The organism is Actinoplanes sp. NPDC048796 (assembly GCF_040650035.1).
Lineage (GTDB): Bacteria > Actinomycetota > Actinomycetes > Mycobacteriales > Micromonosporaceae > Actinoplanes.
On sequence record NZ_JBEZGO010000001.1, the window covers coordinates 1,637,216 to 1,660,678 of the forward strand.

At 70.4% G+C, this 23,463-nt stretch carries 23 protein-coding genes; 13 read left to right on the forward strand and 10 right to left on the reverse strand.

Annotation, left to right across the window (positions count from 1 at the left end):
- Nucleotides 1-34 precede the first annotated feature (34 nt).
- From AB0C26_RS07325 to AB0C26_RS07340, 4 genes are all read right to left on the reverse strand, one after another.
- Nucleotides 35-1,621 carry a HAMP domain-containing sensor histidine kinase gene (locus AB0C26_RS07325; protein WP_360242908.1) on the reverse strand — a complete coding sequence of 529 codons (1,587 nt, stop codon included), beginning with the start codon at nucleotides 1,619-1,621 and terminating at the stop codon, nucleotides 35-37.
- Nucleotides 1,622-1,629: 8 nt separating this feature from the next.
- The gene (locus AB0C26_RS07330; RefSeq protein WP_360242911.1) at nucleotides 1,630-2,343 is read right to left on the reverse strand and encodes a response regulator transcription factor; all 714 of its coding nucleotides are present in this window, start codon (nucleotides 2,341-2,343) and stop codon (nucleotides 1,630-1,632) included.
- A gap of 68 nt (nucleotides 2,344-2,411) precedes the next feature.
- Nucleotides 2,412-3,179, reverse strand: a complete 768-nt coding sequence (locus tag AB0C26_RS07335; RefSeq protein WP_360242914.1) for a lysophospholipid acyltransferase family protein — start codon at nucleotides 3,177-3,179, stop codon at nucleotides 2,412-2,414.
- The gene (locus tag AB0C26_RS07340) at nucleotides 3,176-3,937 is read right to left on the reverse strand and encodes a GNAT family N-acyltransferase (protein WP_360242917.1); all 762 of its coding nucleotides are present in this window, start codon (nucleotides 3,935-3,937) and stop codon (nucleotides 3,176-3,178) included. Before AB0C26_RS07340 ends, AB0C26_RS07335 begins: the two co-directional genes overlap by 4 nt.
- Before the next feature lie 94 nt (nucleotides 3,938-4,031).
- On the opposite strand from AB0C26_RS07340, the gene AB0C26_RS07345 reads away from it, so the two are divergent.
- The 8 genes from AB0C26_RS07345 to AB0C26_RS07380 all read left to right on the forward strand — a co-directional run bounded on the left by AB0C26_RS07345 (nucleotide 4,032) and on the right by AB0C26_RS07380 (nucleotide 14,559).
- Nucleotides 4,032-4,688, forward strand: coding sequence for a hypothetical protein (locus AB0C26_RS07345; protein WP_360242920.1), 657 nt, complete (start codon nucleotides 4,032-4,034; stop codon nucleotides 4,686-4,688).
- Between the two features lie 30 nt (nucleotides 4,689-4,718).
- Nucleotides 4,719-5,636 (forward strand): ABC transporter ATP-binding protein, encoded by a 918-nt coding sequence (locus tag AB0C26_RS07350; protein WP_360242923.1) that lies wholly within the window; start codon nucleotides 4,719-4,721, stop codon nucleotides 5,634-5,636.
- Nucleotides 5,633-6,463: an ABC transporter permease gene (locus AB0C26_RS07355; RefSeq protein ID WP_360242926.1), complete on the forward strand. Its 831-nt coding sequence runs from the start codon at nucleotides 5,633-5,635 to the stop codon at nucleotides 6,461-6,463. The genes AB0C26_RS07350 and AB0C26_RS07355 overlap by 4 nt, the downstream gene beginning before the upstream one ends.
- A 179-nt stretch (nucleotides 6,464-6,642) precedes the next feature.
- Nucleotides 6,643-10,362: a multifunctional oxoglutarate decarboxylase/oxoglutarate dehydrogenase thiamine pyrophosphate-binding subunit/dihydrolipoyllysine-residue succinyltransferase subunit gene (locus AB0C26_RS07360; protein WP_360243615.1), complete on the forward strand. Its 3,720-nt coding sequence runs from the start codon at nucleotides 6,643-6,645 to the stop codon at nucleotides 10,360-10,362.
- A gap of 58 nt (nucleotides 10,363-10,420) precedes the next feature.
- A complete protein-coding gene (locus tag AB0C26_RS07365) occupies nucleotides 10,421-10,600 on the forward strand; it encodes a DUF6104 family protein (protein ID WP_097318060.1) in 180 nt (59 codons plus the stop codon).
- 16 nt (nucleotides 10,601-10,616) lie between these two features.
- The gene (locus AB0C26_RS07370) at nucleotides 10,617-11,306 is read left to right on the forward strand and encodes an AAA family ATPase (protein WP_360242929.1); all 690 of its coding nucleotides are present in this window, start codon (nucleotides 10,617-10,619) and stop codon (nucleotides 11,304-11,306) included.
- 71 nt (nucleotides 11,307-11,377) lie between these two features.
- Nucleotides 11,378-13,447, forward strand: a complete 2,070-nt coding sequence (gene pta / locus AB0C26_RS07375) for a phosphate acetyltransferase (protein ID WP_360242932.1) — start codon at nucleotides 11,378-11,380, stop codon at nucleotides 13,445-13,447.
- Nucleotides 13,444-14,559, forward strand: coding sequence for an acetate kinase (locus tag AB0C26_RS07380; protein ID WP_360242935.1), 1,116 nt, complete (start codon nucleotides 13,444-13,446; stop codon nucleotides 14,557-14,559). The genes pta and AB0C26_RS07380 overlap by 4 nt, the downstream gene beginning before the upstream one ends.
- Before the next feature lie 165 nt (nucleotides 14,560-14,724).
- On the opposite strand, the gene AB0C26_RS07385 is transcribed toward AB0C26_RS07380, so the two are convergent.
- Nucleotides 14,725-14,892, reverse strand: a complete 168-nt coding sequence (locus AB0C26_RS07385; protein WP_360242938.1) for a hypothetical protein — start codon at nucleotides 14,890-14,892, stop codon at nucleotides 14,725-14,727.
- Nucleotides 14,893-15,125: 233 nt separating this feature from the next.
- On the opposite strand from AB0C26_RS07385, the gene AB0C26_RS07390 reads away from it, so the two are divergent.
- Nucleotides 15,126-15,899 (forward strand): chlorophyllase, encoded by a 774-nt coding sequence (locus tag AB0C26_RS07390; protein ID WP_360242941.1) that lies wholly within the window; start codon nucleotides 15,126-15,128, stop codon nucleotides 15,897-15,899.
- Nucleotides 15,900-15,902: 3 nt separating this feature from the next.
- On the opposite strand, the gene AB0C26_RS07395 is transcribed toward AB0C26_RS07390, so the two are convergent.
- From AB0C26_RS07395 to AB0C26_RS07405, 3 genes are all read right to left on the reverse strand, one after another.
- Entirely contained in the window at nucleotides 15,903-16,853 is a 951-nt protein-coding gene (locus AB0C26_RS07395; RefSeq protein WP_360242944.1) for a zinc-binding dehydrogenase, read from the reverse strand.
- 68 nt (nucleotides 16,854-16,921) lie between these two features.
- The gene (locus AB0C26_RS07400; RefSeq protein WP_360242947.1) at nucleotides 16,922-18,175 is read right to left on the reverse strand and encodes an NADP-dependent malic enzyme; all 1,254 of its coding nucleotides are present in this window, start codon (nucleotides 18,173-18,175) and stop codon (nucleotides 16,922-16,924) included.
- 121 nt (nucleotides 18,176-18,296) lie between these two features.
- Nucleotides 18,297-18,608 carry a S24/S26 family peptidase gene (locus tag AB0C26_RS07405; RefSeq protein ID WP_360242950.1) on the reverse strand — a complete coding sequence of 104 codons (312 nt, stop codon included), beginning with the start codon at nucleotides 18,606-18,608 and terminating at the stop codon, nucleotides 18,297-18,299.
- Nucleotides 18,609-18,692: 84 nt separating this feature from the next.
- On the opposite strand from AB0C26_RS07405, the gene sodN reads away from it, so the two are divergent.
- Together sodN and AB0C26_RS07415 are read left to right on the forward strand one after the other, a co-directional pair.
- Nucleotides 18,693-19,097, forward strand: a complete 405-nt coding sequence (sodN, locus tag AB0C26_RS07410; RefSeq protein ID WP_360242953.1) for a superoxide dismutase, Ni — start codon at nucleotides 18,693-18,695, stop codon at nucleotides 19,095-19,097.
- Nucleotides 19,098-19,250: 153 nt separating this feature from the next.
- Entirely contained in the window at nucleotides 19,251-19,610 is a 360-nt protein-coding gene (locus tag AB0C26_RS07415; RefSeq protein ID WP_097318732.1) for a trypco2 family protein, read from the forward strand.
- Here the strand turns inward: AB0C26_RS07415 and AB0C26_RS07420 are convergent.
- Nucleotides 19,607-20,299, reverse strand: coding sequence for a FadR/GntR family transcriptional regulator (locus AB0C26_RS07420; protein WP_360242956.1), 693 nt, complete (start codon nucleotides 20,297-20,299; stop codon nucleotides 19,607-19,609). The genes AB0C26_RS07415 and AB0C26_RS07420 overlap by 4 nt on opposite strands.
- Nucleotides 20,300-20,337: 38 nt before the next feature.
- On the reverse strand, nucleotides 20,338-20,733 hold the full coding sequence (locus tag AB0C26_RS07425) for a hypothetical protein (RefSeq protein ID WP_360242959.1): 396 nt from the start codon (nucleotides 20,731-20,733) through the stop codon (nucleotides 20,338-20,340).
- 52 nt (nucleotides 20,734-20,785) lie between these two features.
- Here AB0C26_RS07425 and AB0C26_RS07430 point away from each other — a divergent pair, with 52 nt between their 5' ends.
- Nucleotides 20,786-21,733: a diacylglycerol kinase family protein gene (locus tag AB0C26_RS07430; RefSeq protein ID WP_360242962.1), complete on the forward strand. Its 948-nt coding sequence runs from the start codon at nucleotides 20,786-20,788 to the stop codon at nucleotides 21,731-21,733.
- Nucleotides 21,734-22,136: 403 nt separating this feature from the next.
- Entirely contained in the window at nucleotides 22,137-22,391 is a 255-nt protein-coding gene (locus AB0C26_RS07435; protein WP_014447395.1) for a WhiB family transcriptional regulator, read from the forward strand.
- Nucleotides 22,392-23,463 lie beyond the last annotated feature (1,072 nt).

The following is a 23,463-nucleotide window of genomic DNA, read 5'->3' on the forward strand; positions in this document are numbered from 1 at the left end:
CAACATTGCCCCGTCGCGCTCGTACCGACCTGTGTTAGCCCTGGATGTTTTCTGTGAAGCCTTTATCCCGATTTAGCGTAGGCAAAGTCACCTTGAAGGTGGCCCCCTGCCCCGATTCCGAGATCACCTCAACGGTTCCTTGGTGTGACCTGACGATCGCCGCCACGATGGCCAGCCCCAGACCGGTGCCCGTGGCCGCCCGCTGGGTGTTGCGGGTCCGCGCCTCGTCCACCCGGTAGAACCGCTCGAAAATATGCGATTTCTGGCTCTCTGTCAGCCCCGGTCCGGTGTCGGACACCTCGAAGGCCGCCCGGCCGTCCGGCTCGGCGTAGACCCGCAGGGTCACCGTCGCCTCCGGCGGCGTGTGCACCAGGGCGTTCGTCATCAGGTTGCCGATCACCTGGCGCAGGCGGGCGTCGTCGCCGTCGACGACCAGGCTCTCGGCGCTGTCGCGGACCTCGAGCTCGATGGTGCGCTCGGGCGCGGTGGCCTGCGCGGCCTCGACCGCGTCGAGGGCCAGCACCGGCAGCTCGACCGGGGCCAGATTGAGCGGCCGCTCCCGGTCCAGACGGGCCAGCAGCAGCAGGTCCTCGACGAGCAGGCCCATCCGGGCCGCCTCGTCCTCGATCCGGCGCACCAGCTTGGCGACGTCCTCGGGGTTGGTGACCGCGCCCTGGCGGTACAGCTCGGCGAAGCCGCGAATGGTGGTCAACGGCGTACGGAGCTCGTGCGAGGCGTCGGCCACGAACTGCCGCATCTTGCCCTCGGAGCGCACGGCCCGCGACTCGGAGTGCTGGGCCGCCTCGGCCGCCTCGTTGGCGACCGCCTCCGCCGCGCGAGCCGCCGCCTCGGACTCGGCGCGGGCGGTGAAGGCCGCCTCGATCTGCGCGAGCATGGCGTTCAGGGCCCGGGAGAGCCGGCCCAGCTCGGTCGTCGGCGGGCCGTCGTGCCCCTCGGGATCGGGCACGCGCCGGGTCAGATCGCCGGCGCCGATCGCGGCCGCGGTGCGCTCGATCTGGTGCAGGGGGATCAGGCTCTGCCGGACCAGGGCGGCGCCGACCGAGGCGAGCGCGATCAGCACGCCCACGCCGACCAGCAGGTCGACCCAGAGCAGCTGACTGACCGCCTGTTTGATCACCGAGACCTTCTCGGCGACCTGGAGCACGGCGCCGCTCTGGTCGACGATGACCAGCACCCGCCACTCGACCTTGCCGTTCACCGACTTGGTCGTGTACGGCTCACCGAGCACCGCGTTGACGTTGTCGAGGCCCTTGACCAGCGGCGGGTAGTCACCCTCGGCCAGGTCGAGATCGCCCTTGGCCACGCCGTCCTCGGGGTCGCGCACGCCGCTGACCGAGCTCAACGAGACGAAGAAGTCGGCCGGCACCGGGATCCTGATGTCGTAGCGCACCCGGGCGATCGTCGCCGCGTAGACGCTGATCGACGAGTCGACCCGCTTGAGCAGGTAGTTGTGCAGGGCGTAGGTGCTCGCGGCGCTTATCGCGACCAGCGCCGCGAAGACCAGCGTCAGCACGGAGGCCACCAGCTTGACCCGCAGCGGGACGGAGCGCAGGCTGCCCTGCAGCGGGAGCGTGGTGCGTACCCGCTCGGTGAGGGTCACGGCGCGGCTCAGACGGCGGGTTTGCGGAGCACGTAGCCGACGCCGCGAAGGGTGTGGATCAGGCGCGGCTGCACGTTGTCGACCTTGCGGCGCAGGTACGAGATGTACGACTCGACGATGTTGTCGTCACCGCGGAAGTCGTACTTCCAGACGTGGTCGAGGATCTGCGCCTTGGACAGCACCCGGTTGGCGTTGAGCATCAAGTAGCGCAGGAGCTTGAACTCGGTGGGCGAGAGCTGCACGCGCTGACCGGCGCGGTAGACCTCGTGGGTCTCCTCGTCGAGCTCGAGGTCGGCGAAGACCAGGCGCGACGGCTCCTCGTCGCCCTGCGTCGTGCGGCGCAGCACCGCCCGGATGCGGGCGGTGAGCTCCTCGAGGCTGAACGGCTTGGTGACGTAGTCGTCGCCGCCCAGGGTGAGGCCGCGAATCTTGTCGTCCGTGCCGTCCCGGGCGGTCAGGAAGACCACGGGGGTACGCTGGCCGCCCTCGCGCATGAGCCGGATGACCTCGAAGCCGTCGAGGTCGGGCAGCATCACGTCGAGGACGACGAGGTCGGGGGTGGAGTTTTTCGCCGCGCTGACCGCCGCGCTGCCGCTCGTCGCGGTGCTCACGTCGAAGCCGGCGAATCGAAGGCTGGCGGAAAGCAGCTCGAGGATGTTCGCGTCGTCCTCGACGACGAGCAGTTTCGCCTCGGCCTGCTTGGGCTGGGTCTGAACGGCCATGACACCCAGTATTTATCAGTCCGCTGCGACTGGCCTGCACGGCGGCTGAAAGTTTTCTGAAAGACGGCTTAGGCCGCCAGGCGGTATCCGGAGACGCGGAGCGAGGACTGCGCGGCGCGGGCGAGCACCTTGCGGTCGGCGCCGGCGGCGGGGCGCAGCGCGGGAGCGGTCACGAGGGTGACTGTCAGCTTCTTGAGAGCGGCGACCCGGCGTACGGAATCCCACAGGGTGTCGTCGCCGATGAAGGCGGCCGCCGTCGAGTCGTAGACGAGCGAGGCCGGCACCACGGGAGCGCCCGCGTCGATCGCGGCCTGGAACAGCGCCGGCCGGAAGGCGCCCTGGTTGGCGCCGCAGTAGGTGGTGCCCTCGGGGAACGCCGCGACCGTCCGGCCCGACCGCAGCGCCGCGGTCACCTCGGCCACCGTGGCCGGCAGCGCCTTGGGCCGGGAGCGGTCGATGAAGATCGCGCCGGACAGGCCGGCCAGGGCCCCGATACCCGGCCACGAGCCCACCTCGCCCTTGGCCACCAGGCGCACCGGCGCCGACGCCATCAGCACCAGGATGTCCAGCCAGGAGACGTGGTTCGCGACCAGCATGCTGCCCGGTTTCACGGCCGGGCCCTGCCGGACCACCCGGATGCCCAGGACCGCGAGCATCGCGCGGGCCAGGGTGCGCAGCGCGACCCCGCGCAGCAGGGGCACGAGCAACAGACCCCCGGCGAGTACGCCGGCCAGGGTGACCATGCGCAGGAAGCCGGCACCGGGAAGCACCCGCCGGTCGGCGCCGTCCCGGCACAGCGCGGTGCACCCGGACACCGGCTGCCACAGGGCGATCATCGGGTCGCTCCCAGGAAGTGGCGGCGGTACCGCGGGTCCAGCCGGTCCATGGAGAACAGCACGTAGAAGTCGGCGCAGTCGAAGTCGGGGTCGTAGGCCGGTTCGCCGCAGACCCAGCTGCCGATCCGCAGATAGCCCTTGAGCAGGGCCGGCGGCTGCACCTTGGGGTCGCCCTCGAGATCGGTACCGGCCAGCCAGTTGCGGCGCGGGGTGACCCGCAGGGCGGGTGGCGAGAGGTGCTTGTTCCGCACCCGGGCCCAGACGCCGGCCGCGGTGACGCCGCCGTCGTCGAGCGGCACCGAGGCGCAGCCGCCGAGCCAGCGCAGGTTGTTCAGGTGCAGGTAGCGGGCCAGGCCGGCCCACATCAGGTTGACCACCGCGCCGCTGCGGTGGTCGGGGTGCACGCAGGAACGGCCGGTCTCGACCAGCTGGTCGCGCAGCGGGCGCAGGCCGGCCAGGTCGAACTCGCCGTCGCCGTAGCGGCGGCCGGCGCGCTCCGCGGCCTTCGGCGGAAGCATCCGGTAGGTGCCGACCACCGCGCCGGACGCGTCGTCGCGCACGATCAGGTGGTCGCAGAACTCGTCGAACTCGTCGACGTCGCGCCCGTCGGCGGAGGCGGGGAGACGGGCGCCGAGCTCGCCCGCGAAGACGTCGTGTCGCAGCCGCTGCGCGGCGGCGACCTGCTCGGGGTCGTCGGCGATGAGCAGGGTGTAGCCGCTGGTCCCGGTGGGGGCGGCGGCGGTAAGTAATACGGCCATGTGACTTGTGTAAGGGTGACACCTGCCGATGGAATGTCGGTCCAGGTGGCGATTCATGGCTACAAAATGAACGGCTTGTGCGAGCCTTCCTCACATGCTCATTCCTGCTCGTTACAACGGGCCACCGGGCACCGGGAACGGTGGATGGTCGGCCGGGGCCTTCGCGGTCGCGGCCGGGGCGCGGCCGGGCGGGCCGGTCCACGAGGTGACCCTGCGGGTACCGCCGCCGCTGGAGACCGAGCTGCGGCTCGAGGGCGGGTCGGTGCTCGACGGCGACACGCTCGTGGCCTCTCTGTCCGAGGTCGGCGGGGCGCTGTCACCGGTCCCGCCGGTCGGGTTGCCGGAGGCGGCCGAGGCCTCGACGTCGTACCCCGGCTTCACGGCGCACCCCTTCCCCACCTGCTACGTCTGCGGGACGGAGCGCCCGGACGGGCTGCGCGTCTTCTCCGGGCCGCTGGCGGACGGGCGTACGGCCGCACCCTGGTCCGTGCCCGAACAGGCGGATCTGCCGGTGGTCTGGGCCGCGCTCGACTGTCCCGGCGGATGGGCGGCGTTGAACAGCGGGCGGACGTACGTGCTGGGACGCATCGCGGCCGACGTCGCCGCGCTGCCCGAACCGGGCACGACCTGCGTGATCATGGGCGCCGCGGTCGAGTTCAGCGGCCGCAAGGCGCTCGTGAACTCCACGGTGTACGGACCGGAGGGTGATCGAATCGCCACGGCACGGGCCACATGGATCGCCACGGTTTAGTAGGTTGACCTTTCCCAGACCTCGGAAGGGATGTCGATGAGCACCGACGAGATCGTCGTCGAGCACCTCACGAAGCAATACAAACGTCTACGTGCGGTGGACGATCTCTCGTTCAGCGTCCGCACCGGCCGGGTGACCGGGTTCCTCGGTCCCAACGGCGCGGGTAAGACCACCACGTTGCGGATGCTGCTCGGGCTGGTCACGCCGACCTCCGGCCAGGCCACCTTCGGCGGTACGAAGTACGTCGACCTGCACGACCCGATCAAGCACGTCGGGGCCGTGCTCGAGGCGTCCAGCGCCCACCGCGGCCGCACCGGGCGCAACCACCTGCGGATGATCTGCCGCGCCGCCGGCCTGCCGGACAGCCGGGCCGACGAGGTGCTGACCATCGTCGGGCTCACCCCGGCCGCCAACCGCAAGTTCAAGGGCTACTCGCTGGGCATGCGCCAGCGGCTCGGCATCGCCGCGGCCCTGCTCGGCGACCCGCGCGTGCTGATCCTCGACGAACCGGCCAACGGCCTCGACCCCGAGGGCATCCGCTGGATGCGCGACCTGCTCAAGGCGCTGGCCACCGAGGGGCGCACCGTGCTCGTCTCCAGCCACCTGCTGGGCGAGATGCAGCTGCTGGCCGACGACGTGGTGATCGTGGCGGCCGGCAAGCTGATCCGGCAGGGCCCGGTCGACGAGGTGCTGGGCACGATGGGCACGGGTGCCCACGTGCGGGTCCGCACCCCGCAGCCGGCCGAGCTCAAGGCCGCCCTCTCCGAGCTGAACGCGACGGCCACCGAGCAGTCCGACGGCTCCCTCATGGTGATCGGGGCCGAGGCCGCCGCCATCGGCCACGCCGCCTTCACCGCCTCGGTCGAGCTGCACGAGCTGGCCACCGAGCGCGGCGACCTCGAACAGGTGTTCCTTCAGCTCACGGCCGGAAAGGCGGGCATCCGATGAGTCTCGGCCTGGTCAACGCGGAGCTGTTCAAGGTCCGTACCACCTCGATCTGGTGGATCCTGGGCATCGTCCTGGTGCCGTTGTACGCGGCGAGCGTGCTGGCCAACTGGGCCACGTTCGCCACCACCGACCCCGCCACCACCGATGGCGCGACCGACGTCCAGGCCGAGCAGGTGCAGGCCGCGCTCGAGCCGGTGAACGTGGCCACCACGATGTACACCAGCGGTCAGTACTTCGGCATCCTGATCGTGGTGCTGCTCGCCGCGATCATCGTGACGAGCGAGTTCTTCCACCTGACGGCCACTACCACGTTCCTGACGACGCCGCGGCGGGAATCGGTCATCCTGGCCAAGTTCGGCGCCGCGATCGCGGTCGGCCTGATCGTCTGGCTGGCGACCACGGTGATCAACCTGATCGTCGTACCACCGATCATGTCGAACCTGGATGTGCCCACGCAGCTCGGCTCGGGCGACGTCTGGCGGGCCATCGGGCTCAACGCGCTCGCCTTCATCCTGTGGGCGATCCTCGGTGTCGGCGTGGGCGTGCTGATTCGCAGCCAGATCGCGGCCACCCTGGTCCTGGCCATCTCGTACGTGGTCGGCAGCGCGGCCCTGCAGCTGGTGTTCTTCCTGCTCAGCCAGTGGGTGGCCGAGTGGATCAACAAGCTTCAGGTGCTCGTTCCGACGACCGCGTCGCAGCTGATGATCTCCGGGACCGACCTTCCCGGTAACCCTCCGCGATGGGTTGGCGCCGCCGTGCTGATCGGCTACGCCGCCCTCACCGGAATCATCGGCACATTGATCACCAAGCGTCGCGACATCTCCTGACCCATCCGACCGCCCCACCACCACCCTTAAGCGGATCAATAGCTTTCTCCCCGTCACACAACCGACGTGGGGACAGTTCGCCTCTAGGGACGGCGTAGCCTGGATGCCGAATCCTTCCCGTCCCATGTGACGGAAACAGTCGCGTGCTGACAAACATGGTGAAAGAGGCGAACACGGAAGTGTCGACCCAGCAGACCTCTCATGAGAACCCACTCGCGGACTTCGGTCCCAACGAGTGGATCGTCGACGAGATGTACCAGCGATACCTGGCCGACCCCACCAGCGTCGACCCCGCATGGCACGACTTCTTCGCCGACTACAAGCCGGCGATGGCCACGGGATCGATCGTGACGCCCGACGAGGCGACCGCGGCGAACGCCACCGCGAGCGCCAAGCGCGCCGGCACCGACGCGCCGGCCGCCACCACTGTGGCTCCCGTCAAGCCGACTGTTCCCGCTCCTGAGAAGCCGGCCGCCAAGCCGGCCCCGGCCCCGAAACCGGCGCCCAAGCCGGCCCCGGCCGAGGCCAACGGCAAGGCCGCCGAGGGTACGAAGACCACCACGCTCCGCGGTGTCGCTGCCAAGATCGTACAGAACATGTCGGCCTCGCTGGAGGTGCCGACCGCCACATCGGTGCGCACGGTCCCGGCCAAGCTCATGGTCGACAACCGCATCGTGATCAACAACCACCTCCAGCGCGGCCGGGGTGGCAAGGTCAGCTTCACCCACCTGATCGGCTGGGCGCTGATCCGCGCGGTCATGAAGCACCCGGAGATGAACAACTCGTTCGCCGAGGTGGACGGCAAGCCCGCCCTGGTCCAGCCGGAGAGCATCAACCTCGGCATCGCCATCGACCTCGCCAAGAAGGACGGCTCGCGCACGCTGGTCGTGCCGTCCATCAAGGGCTGCGAGAAGATGGACTTCCGCAAGTTCTGGCAGGCGTACGAGGACGTGGTCCGGCGCGCCCGCCGCAACGAGCTGACCATGGACGACTACGCCGGCACGACGATCTCGCTGACCAACCCGGGCGGCATCGGCACGGTGCACTCCATCCCCCGCCTGATGACCGGCCAGAGCGCGATCATCGGCGTCGGCGCCATGGAGTACCCGGCGCCCTACTCCGGCATGAGCGACGAGACCCTGACCGACCTCGGGGTCAGCAAGGTCACCACGCTGACCAGCACGTACGACCACCGAGTCATCCAGGGCGCGCAGTCCGGCGAGTTCCTCAAGGCGATGCACGAGTTCCTGCTCGGCGACCACGCCTTCTACGACGAGATCTTCACGTCGCTGCGGATCCCGTACGAGCCGGTCCGCTGGGTCCGCGACGTCGCGCACACCTCCGAGGGCCAGATCGACAAGGCGGCCCGGGTCGTCGAGCTCATCCACGCGTACCGCGTGCGCGGCCACCTGATGGCCGACACCGACCCGCTCGAGTTCGAGATCCGCCGCCACCCCGACCTCGACGTGCTCCAGCACGGGCTGACCCTGTGGGACCTCGACCGGACGTTCCCGGTGGGCGGCTTCGCCGGCAAGCAGAAGATGAAGCTGCGCGACGTGCTCGGCGTCCTGCGCGACACCTACTGCCGCCGGGTCGGCATCGAGTACATGCACATCCAGGGCCCCGAGGAGCGGCGCTGGATCCAGGACCGCATCGAGATCAAGTACACCAAGCCCGACGCGGACGAGCAGAAGCACATCCTCAACCGGCTCAACGCGGCCGAGGCCTTCGAGACCTTCCTGCAGACCAAGTTCGTCGGCCAGAAGCGGTTCTCGCTCGAGGGCGGCGAGTCGCTGATCCCGCTGCTCGACGCGGTGCTCGAGTCGTCGGCCGAGGCCGGGCTGGACGAGATGGTCATCGGCATGGCCCACCGCGGCCGGCTGAACGTGCTGGCCAACATCGTCGGCAAGCCGTACGAGAAGATCTTCAACGAGTTCGAGGGTCAGATGGACCCGAAGTCGGCCCACGGCTCCGGTGACGTCAAGTACCACCTGGGCCAGACCGGCAAGTACACGGCGCCCGACGGCGAGCACGCCACCACCGTCAGCGTGGTCGCCAACCCGTCCCACCTGGAGGCGGTCGACCCGGTGCTCGAGGGCATCGTCCGGGCCAAGCAGGACCGCCTCGACCTGGGCCTGCACGGCTACACGGTGCTGCCGGTGCTGGTGCACGGCGACGCCGCGTTCGCCGGTCAGGGCGTGGTCGCCGAGACGCTCAACCTCTCGCAGCTGCGCGGCTACCGCACCGGCGGCACGGTGCACGTGGTCGTCAACAACCAGGTCGGCTTCACCACCGCGCCCGAGTACAGCCGCTCGTCGCTCTACTCGACCGACGTGGCCCGGATGATCCAGGCGCCGATCTTCCACGTGAACGGCGACGACCCCGAGGCCGTCGTGCGGGTGGCCAAGCTGGCCTTCGAGTACCGCCAGGCGTTCAACAAGGACGTCGTGATCGACCTGGTCTGCTACCGCCGCCGCGGTCACAACGAGGGCGACGACCCGTCGATGACCAACCCGCGGATGTACGAGATCATCGACACCAAGCGCTCGGTGCGCAAGCTCTACACCGAGGAGCTGATCGGCCGCGGTGACATCACCGTGGACGGCGCCCAGGAGCAGCTGCGCGACTACCAGTCCCAGCTGGAGCAGGTCTTCAAGGCGACCCGTGACTCGGCCGGCACGCCGCCGCGGCCGCGGGTGATCTCCGAGGAGGCCGAGCCCGAGGTCGACACCGCCGTCGACGCGTCGGTCGTCCGCGCGGTCGGTCAGGCCCACATCGAGCTGCCCGAGGGCTTCACCCCGCACAAGCGGGTCCAGCAGCTGCTCGAGCGCCGGGCCAAGATGGGCAACGACGGCGGCATCGACTGGGGCTTCGGCGAGCTGGTCGCGTTCGGCTCGCTGCTCAGCCAGGGCGTCACGGTCCGGCTGGCCGGACAGGACTCGCGCCGCGGCACGTTCGTCTCCCGGCACGCCTCGGTCGTCGACGCCAAGACCGGCAAGGACTTCCTGCCGCTGTCCACGCTGGCCACCGGCAACGCCCGGTTCTTCGTGCACGACTCGCTGCTCAGCGAGTACGCGGCGATGGGCTTCGAGTACGGCTACTCGGTGGAGAACCCGGAGGCGCTGGTCCTCTGGGAGGCGCAGTTCGGTGACTTCGTCAACGGCGCCCAGTCGATCGTCGACGAGTTCGTCTCCTCCGGCGAGGTGAAGTGGGGCCAGAAGTCGTCGCTGGTGCTGCTGCTTCCGCACGGCCAGGAGGGCCAGGGCCCCGACCACTCGTCGGGCCGTCCCGAGCGGTTCCTCCAGCTCTGCGCGCAGGACAACATGCGGGTGGCCAACCCGACCACCCCGGCGAACTACTTCCACCTGCTGCGCCGCCAGGCCCTGTCCAGCAAGCGCAAGCCGCTGGTGGTCTTCTCGCCCAAGTCGCTGCTGCGCCACAAGCTCGCGGTGTCGTCGGTCGCCGACTTCACCCAGGGCACGTTCCAGCCGGTCATCGGCGACGCCGGGATCAACGGCACGCCGCTGGACGCCGCCTCGGTCAAGCGGGTCCTGCTCTGCTCGGGCAAGGTCTACTACGACCTGTTCCAGGCCCGCGCCGAGCGCGGCATCACCGACACGGCGATCATCCGGATGGAGCAGATCTACCCGCTGCCGGTGAACGAGCTCAAGGCGATCCTGGCCCAGTTCCCCAACGCCGAGGACTACGCCTGGGTTCAGGAGGAGCCGGCCAACCAGGGCGCCTGGTCGTTCGTCGCGCTCAACCTGCTCGAGCACCTCGAGGGCGTGCGCCTGCGGCGGATCTCCCGCCCGGCCGCCGCCGCGCCGGCGGTCGGCTCGGCCAAGATGCACGACGCCGAGCAGACGGCGCTGATCGAGGCCTCGCTGCCGCGTCCGTGACGCTGTTCTAAGAGGGGGCGCTCCGCTGCGGCGGGGCGCCCCCTCTTACTATCCGGGCATGTACTTCACCGATCGCGGCATCGAGGAACTGGTCGAACGGCGTGGCCAGGAGACGGTCACGCTGGAGTGGCTGGGCGAGCAGCTGCGGACCTTCGTCGACCTGAACCCGGAGTTCGAGACGCCGATCGAGCGCCTGGCCACCTGGCTGGCCCGCGACGACGAGGACGAGGACGAATAGGTCGCCGATCCGGCGGGTGGAGCTCTCCGCCGACGCCGAGATCGACCGTACGCAGTGGTGGGCGCGGATCCCGGCGGTCCGTGCCCTGCTCGAGCACGGGCTGAACATCCCGCCCGGGGTGACGTTCCTGGTCGGCGAGAACGGGTCGGGCAAGTCGACGCTGATCGAGGCGCTGGCCGTGGCGACCGGGCTCAACCCGGAGGGCGGCTCACGGTCGGCCCGGCACTCGACCCGGGTCACGGAGGCGCCGCTCGGCGAGGCGCTGCGGGTCATCCGTACGCCCGGCAAGCGCGTCAACTCGTACTTCCTCCGGGCCGAGACCACCCACGGCCTGTACACGTACCTCGAAGGTCTCTCCGGCGACAATCCGGACGGCGGGCTGCACGAGCAGAGCCACGGCGAGGGGTTCCTGGAGCTTCTGACCCGCAAGTTCCGGGGGTACGGGTTCTATCTGATGGACGAGCCGGAGGCGCCCCTCTCCTTCACGTCGACGCTGGGGCTGCTCGGGATGCTGGACAAGCTCCGCGCGGACGGCGCGCAGGTCGTGATCGCCACGCACTCGCCGCTGCTCACCGCCCTGCCCGGGGCGACGATCCTCGCGCTCGGCCCCGACGGCATCGCGAAGGTCGCGTGGGACGACCTGGAGGTCGTGGCGAACTGGCGCGGGTTCCTGGCCTCGCCGACCGCGTACCTGCGTCATCTGTGACAGGCATGGCGTCATCCACAGTTAGGACTTTCGGCCCGGCGGCCGCCAAGCCCGGCCGGTAGGTTTGGTCCGTGGCACGAAGTGTGTATGTGACCGGTCTCGGACCGAGCGTCGGCAAGGGCACGGTCGCCCTCGGGCTGGTCGAGTTGCTGTCCCGGCAGGTGGCGCGGATCGGTGTCTTCCGTCCGCTGGTCGCCGCCGCCGAGGACGATCCGCTGCTGACCTTGCTGACGAAGCGCTATCCGGTCGTGGCGCCGTACCCGGAGTCGTACGGCGTGACCACGGCCGAGGCGAGTGCGCTGGTGGCCGACGGCAAGTGGGAGGAGCTGATCTCCCGCATCGTCGAGCGCTACCGCGAGGTCGAGCGGCTGGCGAGCTCGGTCGTGGTGATCGGCAGCGACTTCGCGGGCCCGGCCAAGGACCGCGATGAGATGCCCCGCGAGCTGGGCTTCAACGCCCGGCTGGCCACCGAGTTCGGCAGCGTGGTCATTCCGGTGATCAGCGGTGCCGACCGGGGGCCCGAGTCGCTGGTGGCCGCCGCCCGCAGCGCCTACCACTCCTTCACCGACCTCGACGCGACCGTCCTGGCCGTCATCGCCAACCGGGTGCCATCGTTCGAGATCGCCGATCCCGGCCTGCCGGTGCCGACCTGGACCATCCCCGAGGTCGCGGCCATCAGCGCGCCGACCGTGGCCGAGGTGGCGGCCGCGCTCGACGCGACGGTCGTCTCGGGCGGGGCGAGCGCGCTCGACCGCGACGTGCTCGACTACGTGGTCGGCGCCGCCCACGTGCCGGCCCTGCTCGACCACCTGACCGACGGGGCGCTGCTGATCACCCCCGGCGACCGGGCCGACCTGCTGGTGGCGGCCAGCGCCGCCCACGCCGCCGGGAACGTGACGCTGGCCGGCCTGGTGCTGACCCTCGGCGAGCGGCCCGACGAGCGCGCGGTCCGGGTGATCGAGCGGCTCAACACCGGCCTGGCCATGCTGGTGGTCGACTCCGACAGCTACCACACGATCTCGGCCGCCGGCCGCATCGAGGCCCGCCTCGGCACCGGCACGCCCCGCAAGATCGAGGCCGCGCTCGGCGCCTTCGAGGAGAGCGTCGACACCGCCGAGCTGACCCGCCTGCTCGACGTGACCCGTTCCAGCCGGGTCACCCCGCTGATGTTCGAGAACGACCTGATCGACCGGGCCCGTGCGGAGCGCCGGCACCTCGTGCTGCCCGAGGGCGCCGACGAGCGCATCCTGCGGGCCACCGAGACGCTGCTGCGGCGCGGCGTCGCCGATCTGACCCTGCTCGGCGTCCCCGACGAGATCACCCGGCGGGCCCGCGAGCTCGGCCTCGAGATCGGCGGCGCCCGGCTGGTCGACCCGGAAACGAGCGAGTGGCGCGACGAGTTCGCCGCCACCTACGCCGAGCTGCGCAAGCACAAGGCCGTCTCGCTCGATCTGGCGTACGACGTGGTCCGCGACGTCAACTACTTCGGCACCCTGATGGTGCAGGCTGGCAAGGCCGACGGCATGGTCTCCGGCGCCAACCACACGACCGCGGCCACGATCCGCCCCGCCTTCGAGATCATCAAGACGGTCCCGGACGTGTCGGTGGCCTCCAGCGTGTTCTTCATGCTGCTGGCCGACCGGGTGCTGGTCTACGGCGACTGCGCGGTCAACCCCGACCCCGACGCGGCCCAGCTGGCCGACATCGCGCTCTCCTCGGCCCGTACGGCGGCCGCCTTCGGCCTCGAGCCCCGGGTGGCCATGCTGTCCTACTCGACCGGCAGCTCCGGCGCGGGCGCCGACGTGGAGAAGGTCGCGGCGGCCACCGCCCTGGTGCGCGAGCGCGCGCCCGAATTGCCGGTCGAGGGCCCGATCCAGTACGACGCGGCCATCGACCCGGCCGTGGCGGCGACCAAGCTGCCCGACAGCGCGGTCGCGGGCAAGGCGACGGTCTTCATCTTCCCCGACCTCAACACCGGCAACAACACGTACAAGGCGGTGCAGCGCTCGGCCGGCGCCGTCGCCGTGGGGCCGGTCATGCAGGGCCTGCGGCGACCGGTGAACGACCTGTCCCGCGGGGCGACAGTCAAAGACATCGTCAACACAGTGGCGATCACAGCGATCCAGGCGGCGGCGCGATGACTCGGGTTCTGGTCCTCAACAGCGGTTCCTCGTCGGTGAAATACCGGCTCTTCGACGGGACCGGCACGGTCGCGAAAGGTCTCATCGAGCGGATCGGTGAGACCGGCGGCGACACGGCCGACCACCGCGCCGCGCTCCAGCAGATCATGGACTCGGTCGACCTGGCCGGCCTGGCCGCGGTGGGCCACCGGGTGGTGCACGGCGGGCCCGAGTTCAGCCGGCCGACGGTCATCGACGACGAGGTGGTCGCCCGCATCGAGTCGCTGGTGCCGCTGGCGCCGCTGCACAACCCGGCCGCGCTGACCGGCATCGAGGTGGCCCGCAAGCTGCTGCCGGACGTGCCGCAGGTGGCCGTCTTCGACACGGCGTTCCACGCCACGATCCCGCCCGAGGGCGTGACCTGGGCGATCGACGCCGAGCTGGCCGAGCGGTGGCAGATCCGGCGGTACGGGTTCCACGGCACCTCACACGCGTACGTGGCACGCAAGACCGCCGAGTTGCTGGGCCGCCCGGTCGAGGACACCAACGTGATCACGCTGCACCTCGGCAACGGGGCCAGCGCGTGCGCGGTCCGCGGCGGCCTCAGCGTGGCCACGTCGATGGGCATGTCGCCGCAGGGCGGCCTGGTGATGGGCACCCGCAGCGGCGACATCGACCCGACCGTCGTCTTCCAACTGCACCGCGTGGCCGGCCTGCCGATCGAGGAGATCGAGAACAGCCTGACCCGCCGCGCCGGCCTGCTCGGCCTCACCGGCGAGAACGACCTGCGGGCCGTGATCGACCGCCGGGGCGCGGGCGACCCGGCGGCCACGCTGGCCTTCGACGTCTACTGCCGCCGCATCCGGGAGTACGTCGGCGCCTACCTGGCGGTGCTCGGCCGGGTCGACGCCATCACGTTCACCGCCGGCGTGGGCGAGAACTCGGCCCCCGTCCGCGCCGCTTCGCTGTCCGGGCTGGAGGCCCTGGGCATCGAGATCGACCCGATCCGCAACGCGAGCGGCGAGCCGGTCATCTCCCCGGACGGCACCCGCATCCCGGTCTGCGTCGTACCGACCGACGAGGAGTTGGAGATCGCCGACCAGTCCCGGACGGCGCTCTCCCTCCCCCGCTGACGGCCGGCGCGGGGTCAGCCCCGCTTACGGCCGGCGCGGGGTCAGCCCCGCTTACGGCCGGCGCGGATCAGCCCGCTGACGGCCGGCGCGGATCAGCCCGCTGACGGCCGGCGCGGATCAGCCCGCTGACGGCCGGCGCGGATCAGCCCCGCGCCGGGCCGGGAGTCAGGCTACGAGCCAGATGATCAGGGCAATGAGGACCACGGCGACCGCGACGCCGCCGATGATCAGCGGGGTCTTGGACGCCGGGGCCGGCTGTTGCTGCGGGGTCTGGTCCGTGAAGGCGCGGAACGCCTCGGTGTTGCCGCTCGGGTCGACTCTGTTGTCAGACATGCGGAAGACCTTAGCGAAACAACGCCCGCGATCCGAGCCCGCCGACCCGTCCACCAGGTCGACTAGCTGGACAAACACCTCCGTACGGAGATTTCACCCCTCCGTGGGATTGCCGGCGAGCAACAATGGGTCCGGTGTATCGCCGAACTCTTGTCCTAGGGCTGGGAGCAGCCGCGCTCGCCGGATGTTCGACGGAGAAGGCCGCGCCGAAGCCGGCCGCGACTGTTCCGACGGTGACCGCCACCAGCCCCACTCCGGCGCCGAAAGCTCCGGCCCGGCGCTTCGCGGTCACCACCCGACGGCTGGCCCTGCAGCGGGGCGCGGACCGGCCGCTCGCGACGACGGTGTGGGCGCCGAAGGGCGACGGGCCGTTCCCGCTCATCCTGTTCAGCCACGGGCTCACGGCGGACCCCGGCGACTACGCCGATCTGCTGAGAGCCTGGGCGCGGGCCGGCTTCGTGGTGGCGGCGCCCGCCTATCCGCACACGTCCGGTGAGTCCGGCGAGCTCAACATTCTGGACGTGCTCAATCAGCCGGCCGACGCCTCGTACGTCATCACCGAGGTCCTGGCCAGGCTGAAGGGGAGCGTCGACGCCGGGCGGGTCGCCGCCGCGGGGCACTCGGCGGGTGGCATCACCACGATCGGGATGTTCAGCAACGCCCGCGACAAGCGGCTGATCGCCGGCGTGGTGCTGGCCGGGCGTCAGGTCCTGGCGTCGCCGTTCGCCGGGACCAAGGCCCCCCTGCTCTTCGTGCACGGGCAGCGGGACAAAGTGGTCGGTTATCGCGACGGGCGGGCGGCCTACGACGCCGTACCGTGGCCCAAGGCCCTGCTCAGCGTCACCCAGGGCGGGCACATCGCGACCGGCGCCGCCTTCGACGTCGTGGCCGCCACGACCACGGACTTCTGGCGGTGGAGTCTGTACGGCGACGCCACCGCCCGCCGGCGGCTCCAGGCCGACGCCACCCGGGGTGGCGTGGCCACGCTCGAGAACGAGCTGAGCTGAGCTTCAGTGCAGCAGGTCGACGACGACCTTGCCGAAGATGTCGCCCGACTCCAGGCGGGCGAAGGCGTCGCCGACCGCGCTGAAGCCGTACGTCGAGTCCACCACCGGCCGCACGCCGGTCGTCACGAGCAGGTCGAGCAGGGCCTCGAGGTCGTCGCGGGTGCCCATCGTGCTGCCCAGCACGTCGAGCCGCATGGCGAACAGGCGCCGCAGGTCCACTGTGGCCAGGTGGCCGCCGGTGGCGCCGCAGACGACGATGCGGGCGCCGGGGTTGGCGCACTTCATCGAATGGTCGAAGGTGGGCGCGCCGACCGACTCGATGACGACGTCGACCCGCTCGGGCAGGCGCGCGCCCGGTTCGACAGCGGTCGCCCCGAGCTCGGCGATCCGCTCCCGCTTTCCCGGGTCGCGGCTGGTGCCGTACACCCGCTTGCCCATGGCCAGCGCGAGCGCGACCGCGGCCGTGGCCACCCCGCCGCCGGCGCCCTGGACCAGCACCGCGTCCGCGTCCTCGGCACGGCCGCGCGTGGTCAGCATGTGGTACGCGGTGAGCCAGGCCGTGGGCAGGCACGACGCGTCCACGAAGGACAGCCCGGCCGGCTTGGCGACCAGGCTCTCCGGCGGCACCGCGACCCGCTCGGCGAGCGTGCCGGGGTGCCGTTCGGAGAGCAGTGACAGGCCGCGCGGGTCGTTCTCGTCGGCGACCACCGGGTAGATGACCACCTCGTTGCCGTCCGGGTCCACGCCGGCACCGTCACAGCCGAGGATCATCGGCAGGCGGTCGGCGGGCAGGCCCACCCCGCGCAGCGACCAGAGGTCGTGCTGGTTGAGCGAGGCGGCCCGCACCTCGACCGTCACCCAGCCGTCCGGCGGGGTCGGCTCGGGCCGGTCGCCCACGCGCAGCGCGGAGCGGGGGTCGTCGGGATCGGCGGCGATGGCGTAGGCGGCGCGCATAGCCGAAGACATTAACGGCCCGCGGCGCTTTTGCGAGCGCCGCGGGCCATCGATGAACCTCTCGAAGATCAGGAGACGCTTGCCGTACGGGTCTCGGCCGGGACCGGCGCGGTGCGGCGGGCCACCCCGTCGGCGATGGCGGCGGCCGCGACCGCCTCGGCGACCGCCGGCGCGACCCGCGGGTCGAGGGGCGACGGGACGATCGCCTCGGGGCGCAGGTCGTCGGAGACCACGTCGGCGATCGCCTCAGCGGCGGCCACCTTCATCCGCTCGGTGATCGTCGAGGCCCGCACGTCGAGCGCTCCCCGGAAGATGCCCGGGAACGCCAGCACGTTGTTGATCTGGTTGGGGAAGTCACTGCGGCCGGTCGCCACGATCGCCGCGTACTTGTGGGCCAGGGCCGGCGGCACCTCGGGCGTCGGGTTGGCCAGGGCGAAGATGATCCCGCCGGGTGCCATGCCGGCGACCGCGCTCTCCTCGATGGCGCCGCCGGAGACCCCGATCAGCACGTCCGCCCCGATCAGCGCCTCGGAGATTCCGCCCGTACGGCCGGAGAGGTTGGTGGTGGCGGCCAGCTCGGCCTTGATCGGGGTGAGGTCGCCGCGCTCGGCGTGGATGATGCCCCGCGAGTCGCAGACGATGACGTTGGCGCCCTCGACCCCGGCCGCGATCAGCGTCTGGGTGATCGCCACCCCGGCCGCGCCGGCGCCGCTGATCACGACGCGGAGGTCGGCGAAGCGGCGGCCGAGCAGCTTGGCCGCGTTGCGCAGGGCGGCCAGCGTGACCACCGCCGTACCGTGCTGGTCGTCGTGGAAGACGGGGATGTCGAGCGCGGCGTCGAGCCGGCGCTCGATCTCGAAGCAGCGAGGCGCGCTGATGTCCTCGAGGTTGATGCCGCCGAACGACGGCGCCATCGCCGTGACCGTGGCGATGATGCCCTCGACGTCCTGCGTGTCGAGGCAGATCGGGATCGAGTCGACGCCGCCGAACTGCTTGAACAGGATGGACTTGCCCTCCATGACCGGCATCGCGGCCTTGGGGCCGATGTTGCCGAGGCCGAGCACCGCCGAGCCGTCGGTGACCACGGCGACCGTGTTGGCCGTCCACGTGTAGTCGGAGTAGAGCGACTCGTCGTCGGCGATGGCCTCGCAGACCCGGGCCACGCCGGGCGTGTAGGCCAGCGAGAGGTGGTCGCGGCTGGTCAGCGGAACGGTCGCGCTGATCTCCATCTTGCCCCGCTTGTGCAGGTCGAAGACGGGGTCGGCGGCGAGGGCGGGATCGAGCTCGAAACTGAAGTAGGACACGGTGACTCCAACCGGCATCAGGACGTTGTCGAGGCGCTCACCGATCGCACGGCGAGTTGTGCGCCGGACCGGAGCGCGATGCGGGGATCACCCGTGTAACAGCTATCGCAGCGCGAGTGTGCGCTGCGATCTCTGAACCCTAACGTAGCCGAGTGAGCCGCGGGTAGTAGCGCAATAAAACCCGCCCGATGACATCGGCCACCCCGTACGCCCGGGAATCGTCCTCCACCAGGGAGTTGTCACCCTCGATCCACCAGCCGCCGTCCTGCTCGCGGACCGTCCGCTTGACCACGAGGAGGTCGGGCCGGGAGCGGAAGCGCGCGACCACGATCCGGCCCGGGCGAAGCCGGCGGGCGCCCCGCCACACGATCAGCGCGTCGCCCGATCGGAGGGTGGGCGCCATGGACGGCCCGCGGACCAGGACCGCGAACAGTGGCAATTGCCATCTCAAGGCATCAGTCCTCCGTCGCGTTACGGCAAGTATGTAAGGGGTAGTGTCAACCACGGATCATCGCAACCGTATGGAGGAGTCCTGATGCGACTTCCACGTTTCCTCACGCCTCGCACCGAGGTCAGCGCCCACTGCGACCTGCCTTGTGGCGTCTACGACCCGGCGCAGGCCCGGATCGAGGCCGAGTCGGTCAAGGCCATCGCCGAGAAGTACCAGGCGAACACCGACCCGGAGTTCCGCACCCGCGCCATCCTGATCAAGGAGCAGCGCGCCGAGCTGGTCAAGCACCACCTGTGGGTGCTGTGGACCGACTACTTCAAGGCTCCGCACTTCGAGAAGTACCCGAACCTGCACCAGCTGTTCAACGAGGCCACCAAGCTGGCCGGCGCCTCCGGCGCCAAGGGCTCGGTCGACCCGGCCGTGGCCGACCAGCTGCTCGGCAAGATCGAGGAGATCTCCAAGATCTTCTGGGAGACCAAGCAGGCCTGAGCTTCGCGTACGACGGCAGGCACCGTCCGCAGGGACGGGCCTGCCGTCGTCGCGTAGTTTCCGGCCGGGCGCTAGAGTCCGTGGCGTTGGGAGGATGACACGGTGACTCTGACGGACACACAACCGGATCCGGCGATCGGCGACGACGTCGTCATGCTCACCGTGCCCGCCGACGGTGGTTATCTCGGCGTGCTCCGGACGGCGACGGCCGGTCTGGCCGCCCGGCTCCACTTCGCCCTCGACGAGATCGAGGATTTGCGCATCGCCGTCGACGAGGCGTGCGCCATGCTGCTGGCCATCGCGACCCGCGGCGCCGAGCTCGACTGCCGGTTCGCGGTCACCGAGGACGCCCTGACCGTCGAGGTCACCGTGACGACCGTGCGCGGGGCCAAACTTCCCGCCGAGTCGTCGTTCGCGTGGAAGGTGCTGACCGCCCTCACCACCTCGGCCACCGCCGAGGCGACGGGCCAGCGCGCCACGATCCGTCTCGTGACGCGCCGCGTCAACTTCTAGCGCACGACCGCCGCGATGTAATCGAGGTGACGGGCGGCCGCCCTGGTGGCCGACTCCGCGTCCCGCATCGTCAGGCAGTCGAGCAGCAGCCGGTGGTCGGCGTCGATCTGCCGCCAATACCCGGGCGGCAGGTCGCTGGTGACGTCCTCACCGAACGAGGCGTGGTAGAGCGGCCGCACCACCAGCTCGAACAGCGGGTTGCCGGTCGCCTTGGCCACCGACATGTGGAACGCCGCGTGCGCCGCCAGCATCGTGTCGAGGTCGTCGGCCGCCGGATCGAAGAGCGCACCGTGTATCTCGAGGAGATGCTCGTCGTCGCGGCGCACCGCGGCCAGCCCGGCCGCCGGCACCTCCAGCGCCCGGCGCAGCTCGAGCAGGTCGGCGAACCCGACGTCGGCCGAGTTGGTCAGCAGCGTGAAACCGGTGGCGAGGCCGTCGGCGAGCTGCTCGGCGTCCGGGTGCGCGACGAAGCTTCCGCCGGTGACTCCGCGGGTGGTCACGATGAGATGCTGGCTGGCCAGCAGGCGTAACGCCTCCCGCACGGTGCTCCGGCTCACGCCGGTCTTGACGCACAGCTCAGGTTCCGGGGGCAGTCGCTCGCCAGGTTGCAGGCGCCCCGAGGTGATGTCGGCCCGTAACTCGTCCGCCAGCAGTTGGTACGCGGGCGGCCGCACCGTTGATCCGGTCACTCCCACAGGGTAGGCCCTCGTACCCGAAATAAGACCCGTTAATCGATGCCCAGTGCTCTCGTGCTCGCCGGAAGCACGACCAGCAGGCCCACAAGCACACCCAACGCCATCAGCACAACACCCAGCCAGAGCGGATTCACCTGGATGAGGAAGCCTCCGGTGGCGATCACGAAGAGCTGAATGACGATCGCCGGGCCCCGACTGCCGCGCCGTCGCTGACCCAGGAAACGCGCCACGAGGAAGATGAAGGCGACACCGATCGCGGCGAACACCGTGAGCGACACGGCCACGCCGACATTGACGTCGTCACTGGTCAGATCCTGCACGACGAGCCATACCGTGAGCGCGGCCAGCGCGGCGCACTCCAGGTAGAGCAGCCGCACCGCCCATACCAGCGTTGTGGGGTTGTCAACGACTGACTTCTCACCTGTCACTGCAGCACCATACCGACAGTCTTTCGGGCCGTTGTTGGGTACAGTGCCGCGCATGCGAGCGTTACTGCTGGTCAACCCCAAGGCTACGACCACCAGCGAGCGCAGCCGGGACGTCCTGGTGCGCGCCCTGCGCAGCGCGGTCGATCTGTCGGTGGAGTACACGACCCGCCGCGGGCACGCCACGGCGCTGGCCCGCACCGCCGCCGAGAGCGGCGTCGATGTGGTGGTGACCCTCGGCGGCGACGGCACGGTCAACGAGGCGGTGAACGGGCTGATGACCGCCGAGGGCGCGCTGACCGGCATGACCGATTCGCGCGCGCAGGCGCTGCCGGCCCTGGCGGTGGTGCCCGGCGGCTCCACGAACGTCTTCGCCCGCGCGCTCGGCCTGCCCCGCGACTGGGCCGAGGGCACCAGCGTGATCCTCGACGGGCTGCGCGACGGCCGGCACCGGGTGATCGGCCTGGGCCGGGCCGACGACCGCTTCTTCACGTTCGCCGCCGGCATGGGCTTCGACGCCGCCGTGGTGCGCCGGGTCGAGCAGGCCCGGCTGCGCGGCCGCACCTCGACGCCGGGCCTCTACTTCCGGTCGATCGTCGGCCAGTTCTTCGGCGACGACCGCAAGACCCCGCCGCTGAGCATCGAGCGTCCCGGCGAGCCGCCGGAGATCGACCTCGGCACGGTCGTCGTTCAGAACACGGCGCCGTGGACCTATCTGGGCGACCGGGCCATCAATCCCAACCCGAACGCCTCGTTCGACACCGGGCTCGACATCCTCGCTTTGCGTGGTCTCGCGATCACCAGCACGACCCGGACGATGGCGCAGCTGGCGACCCGCAAGGGCGATCCGAGCGGCAAACAGGTGCTACAGCTGCACGACCAGGACGAATTCACCGTGGTGGCGGCACGCCCGCAGCCTTTCCAGCTCGACGGCGATTATCTCGGCGAGCGTCAGAAGGTGCACTTCGTGTCCGTTCCCGACGCACTACGTGTGATCTGCTGATCACGGGGTAGGGAACCTCACGATCCGTTACAGAAACTCGGTCAAAAGGTCGGCAGAAGGGCCGTGACCGTACTACATTGATGGGAGCGTTCGTCACCGGGTCCTGGCAGTAGCCCTGAAACCGGACAAAGGGGCCGTGAGCCAGCTCACCCGCCGGGAGAAACTTCTGGCGCTACCCTTGACATCGCCAGAGTTCGTGAAAGCATTCACAAGCGATATGAAGTAACCGGCTGCTGCTTGTGCGCGTTCCTAATTCAGATGCGCCGAACGGCTTGCCACAAACACAAAAGCTTGCTGACGCATGGCGAGCGGAGGGTTCCAGCCCGCCGGCCGCCAACGCGCATGCATAGGTAAACCAGTAACGCGATTCATTACCCCATCCGAAACAAGGAGTGTTGCCGCCATGGACTGGCGTCACGATGCGATCTGCCGCGACGAGGACCCGGAGCTGTTCTTCCCGATCGGGACGTCCGGCCCCGCGCTCCTGCAGGTCGAGCAGGCCAAGGCCGTGTGCCGGCGGTGTCCCGTGACCGAGAGCTGCCTTTCCTGGGCACTCGAATCGGGTCAGGACGCCGGCGTCTGGGGCGGGATGAGCGAAGACGAGCGACGCGCCGTGAAGCGTCGTGGCGGCCTGCGGGTCGGCGCTCCTACCGCCTGAACCAATCCCCCACAGCATTTGCGCCCCGGGCCGATCGGCACCGGGGCGTCTTGCTGTTTCCGGTCGATTACTCAGCGCGCCGTTTCCTGAGAGGTTCCTTCGGACTTCGCCCAGCGCGCTAATTCGATCACGTTGGGTTCCATCGAGAATCCACGAAATGATCTCGAAATTGCCGGCGCCCACCACGAATGGTCCACATTCTCCATACGGTCCGTGCCGGCCTTATGCCGCAACGGGATAGTGACTCTGAGTCAGCACGACGCGAGCGATCACGAGGCGTACAAGATCGGGCGCGTCACCCAGCGGCGCCGCGACAGTCACCGCACCCGCGTCGAGCGCCGAGCGCACCGCGAGGTCGTAGAGGTGACCCGGAGCAAGGAAGTAGGCCGCCATCCCGACCCGGCCGCGCAGAAGGCCCACAGCGCCCTCGGGACGCGGCAGGGCGCCCGAGGCATAGGCGACGGCGCACGGAAGGCTCAGGCGAGCGCTCAGGGCATCCGCCACCCACATGATCGTTTCCCGGGCGGCGGCGTCCCGCGTCCCGGCCGCGGCGAGCACCACGCCATCGAGCCCACCCCCCGGCAGCCGACCGATCAGCCCGTCGAGAAGCGCGCCCGGAACGCCCCCACGCCCAGCCACGCCGAAAGCCTCAGAACCTACGGCCGCGCCCGCACCACCGACGCCCGTTCCCGCGCCCACGCCCGTTCCCGTGCCCACGCCCGTTCCCGTGCCCACGCCCGTTCCCGTGCCCACGCCCGTTCCCGTGCCCACGCCCGTTCCCGTGCCCACGCCCGTTCCCGTGCCCGTTCCCGCGCCCGCGCCCGCGCCGAGAACGCTAGGACCCGCAGCCGCGCTCAAAACACCGGCGCCCACGCCTGAGCCACCAGAACCCGCAGCCAGGCCGGAAACACCGGCACCCGCGCCCGAAGCGCCGGAACCCGCAGCCACGCCCACAACACCGGCGCTTGCGCCCGAAGCACCAGAACCCGCAACTGCGCTCGAAACGCCGGCGCTTGTGGCCGCGCCGGCAAGGCCGACACCCGCGCCCGCGCCCGCGCCCGCGCCCGCGCCC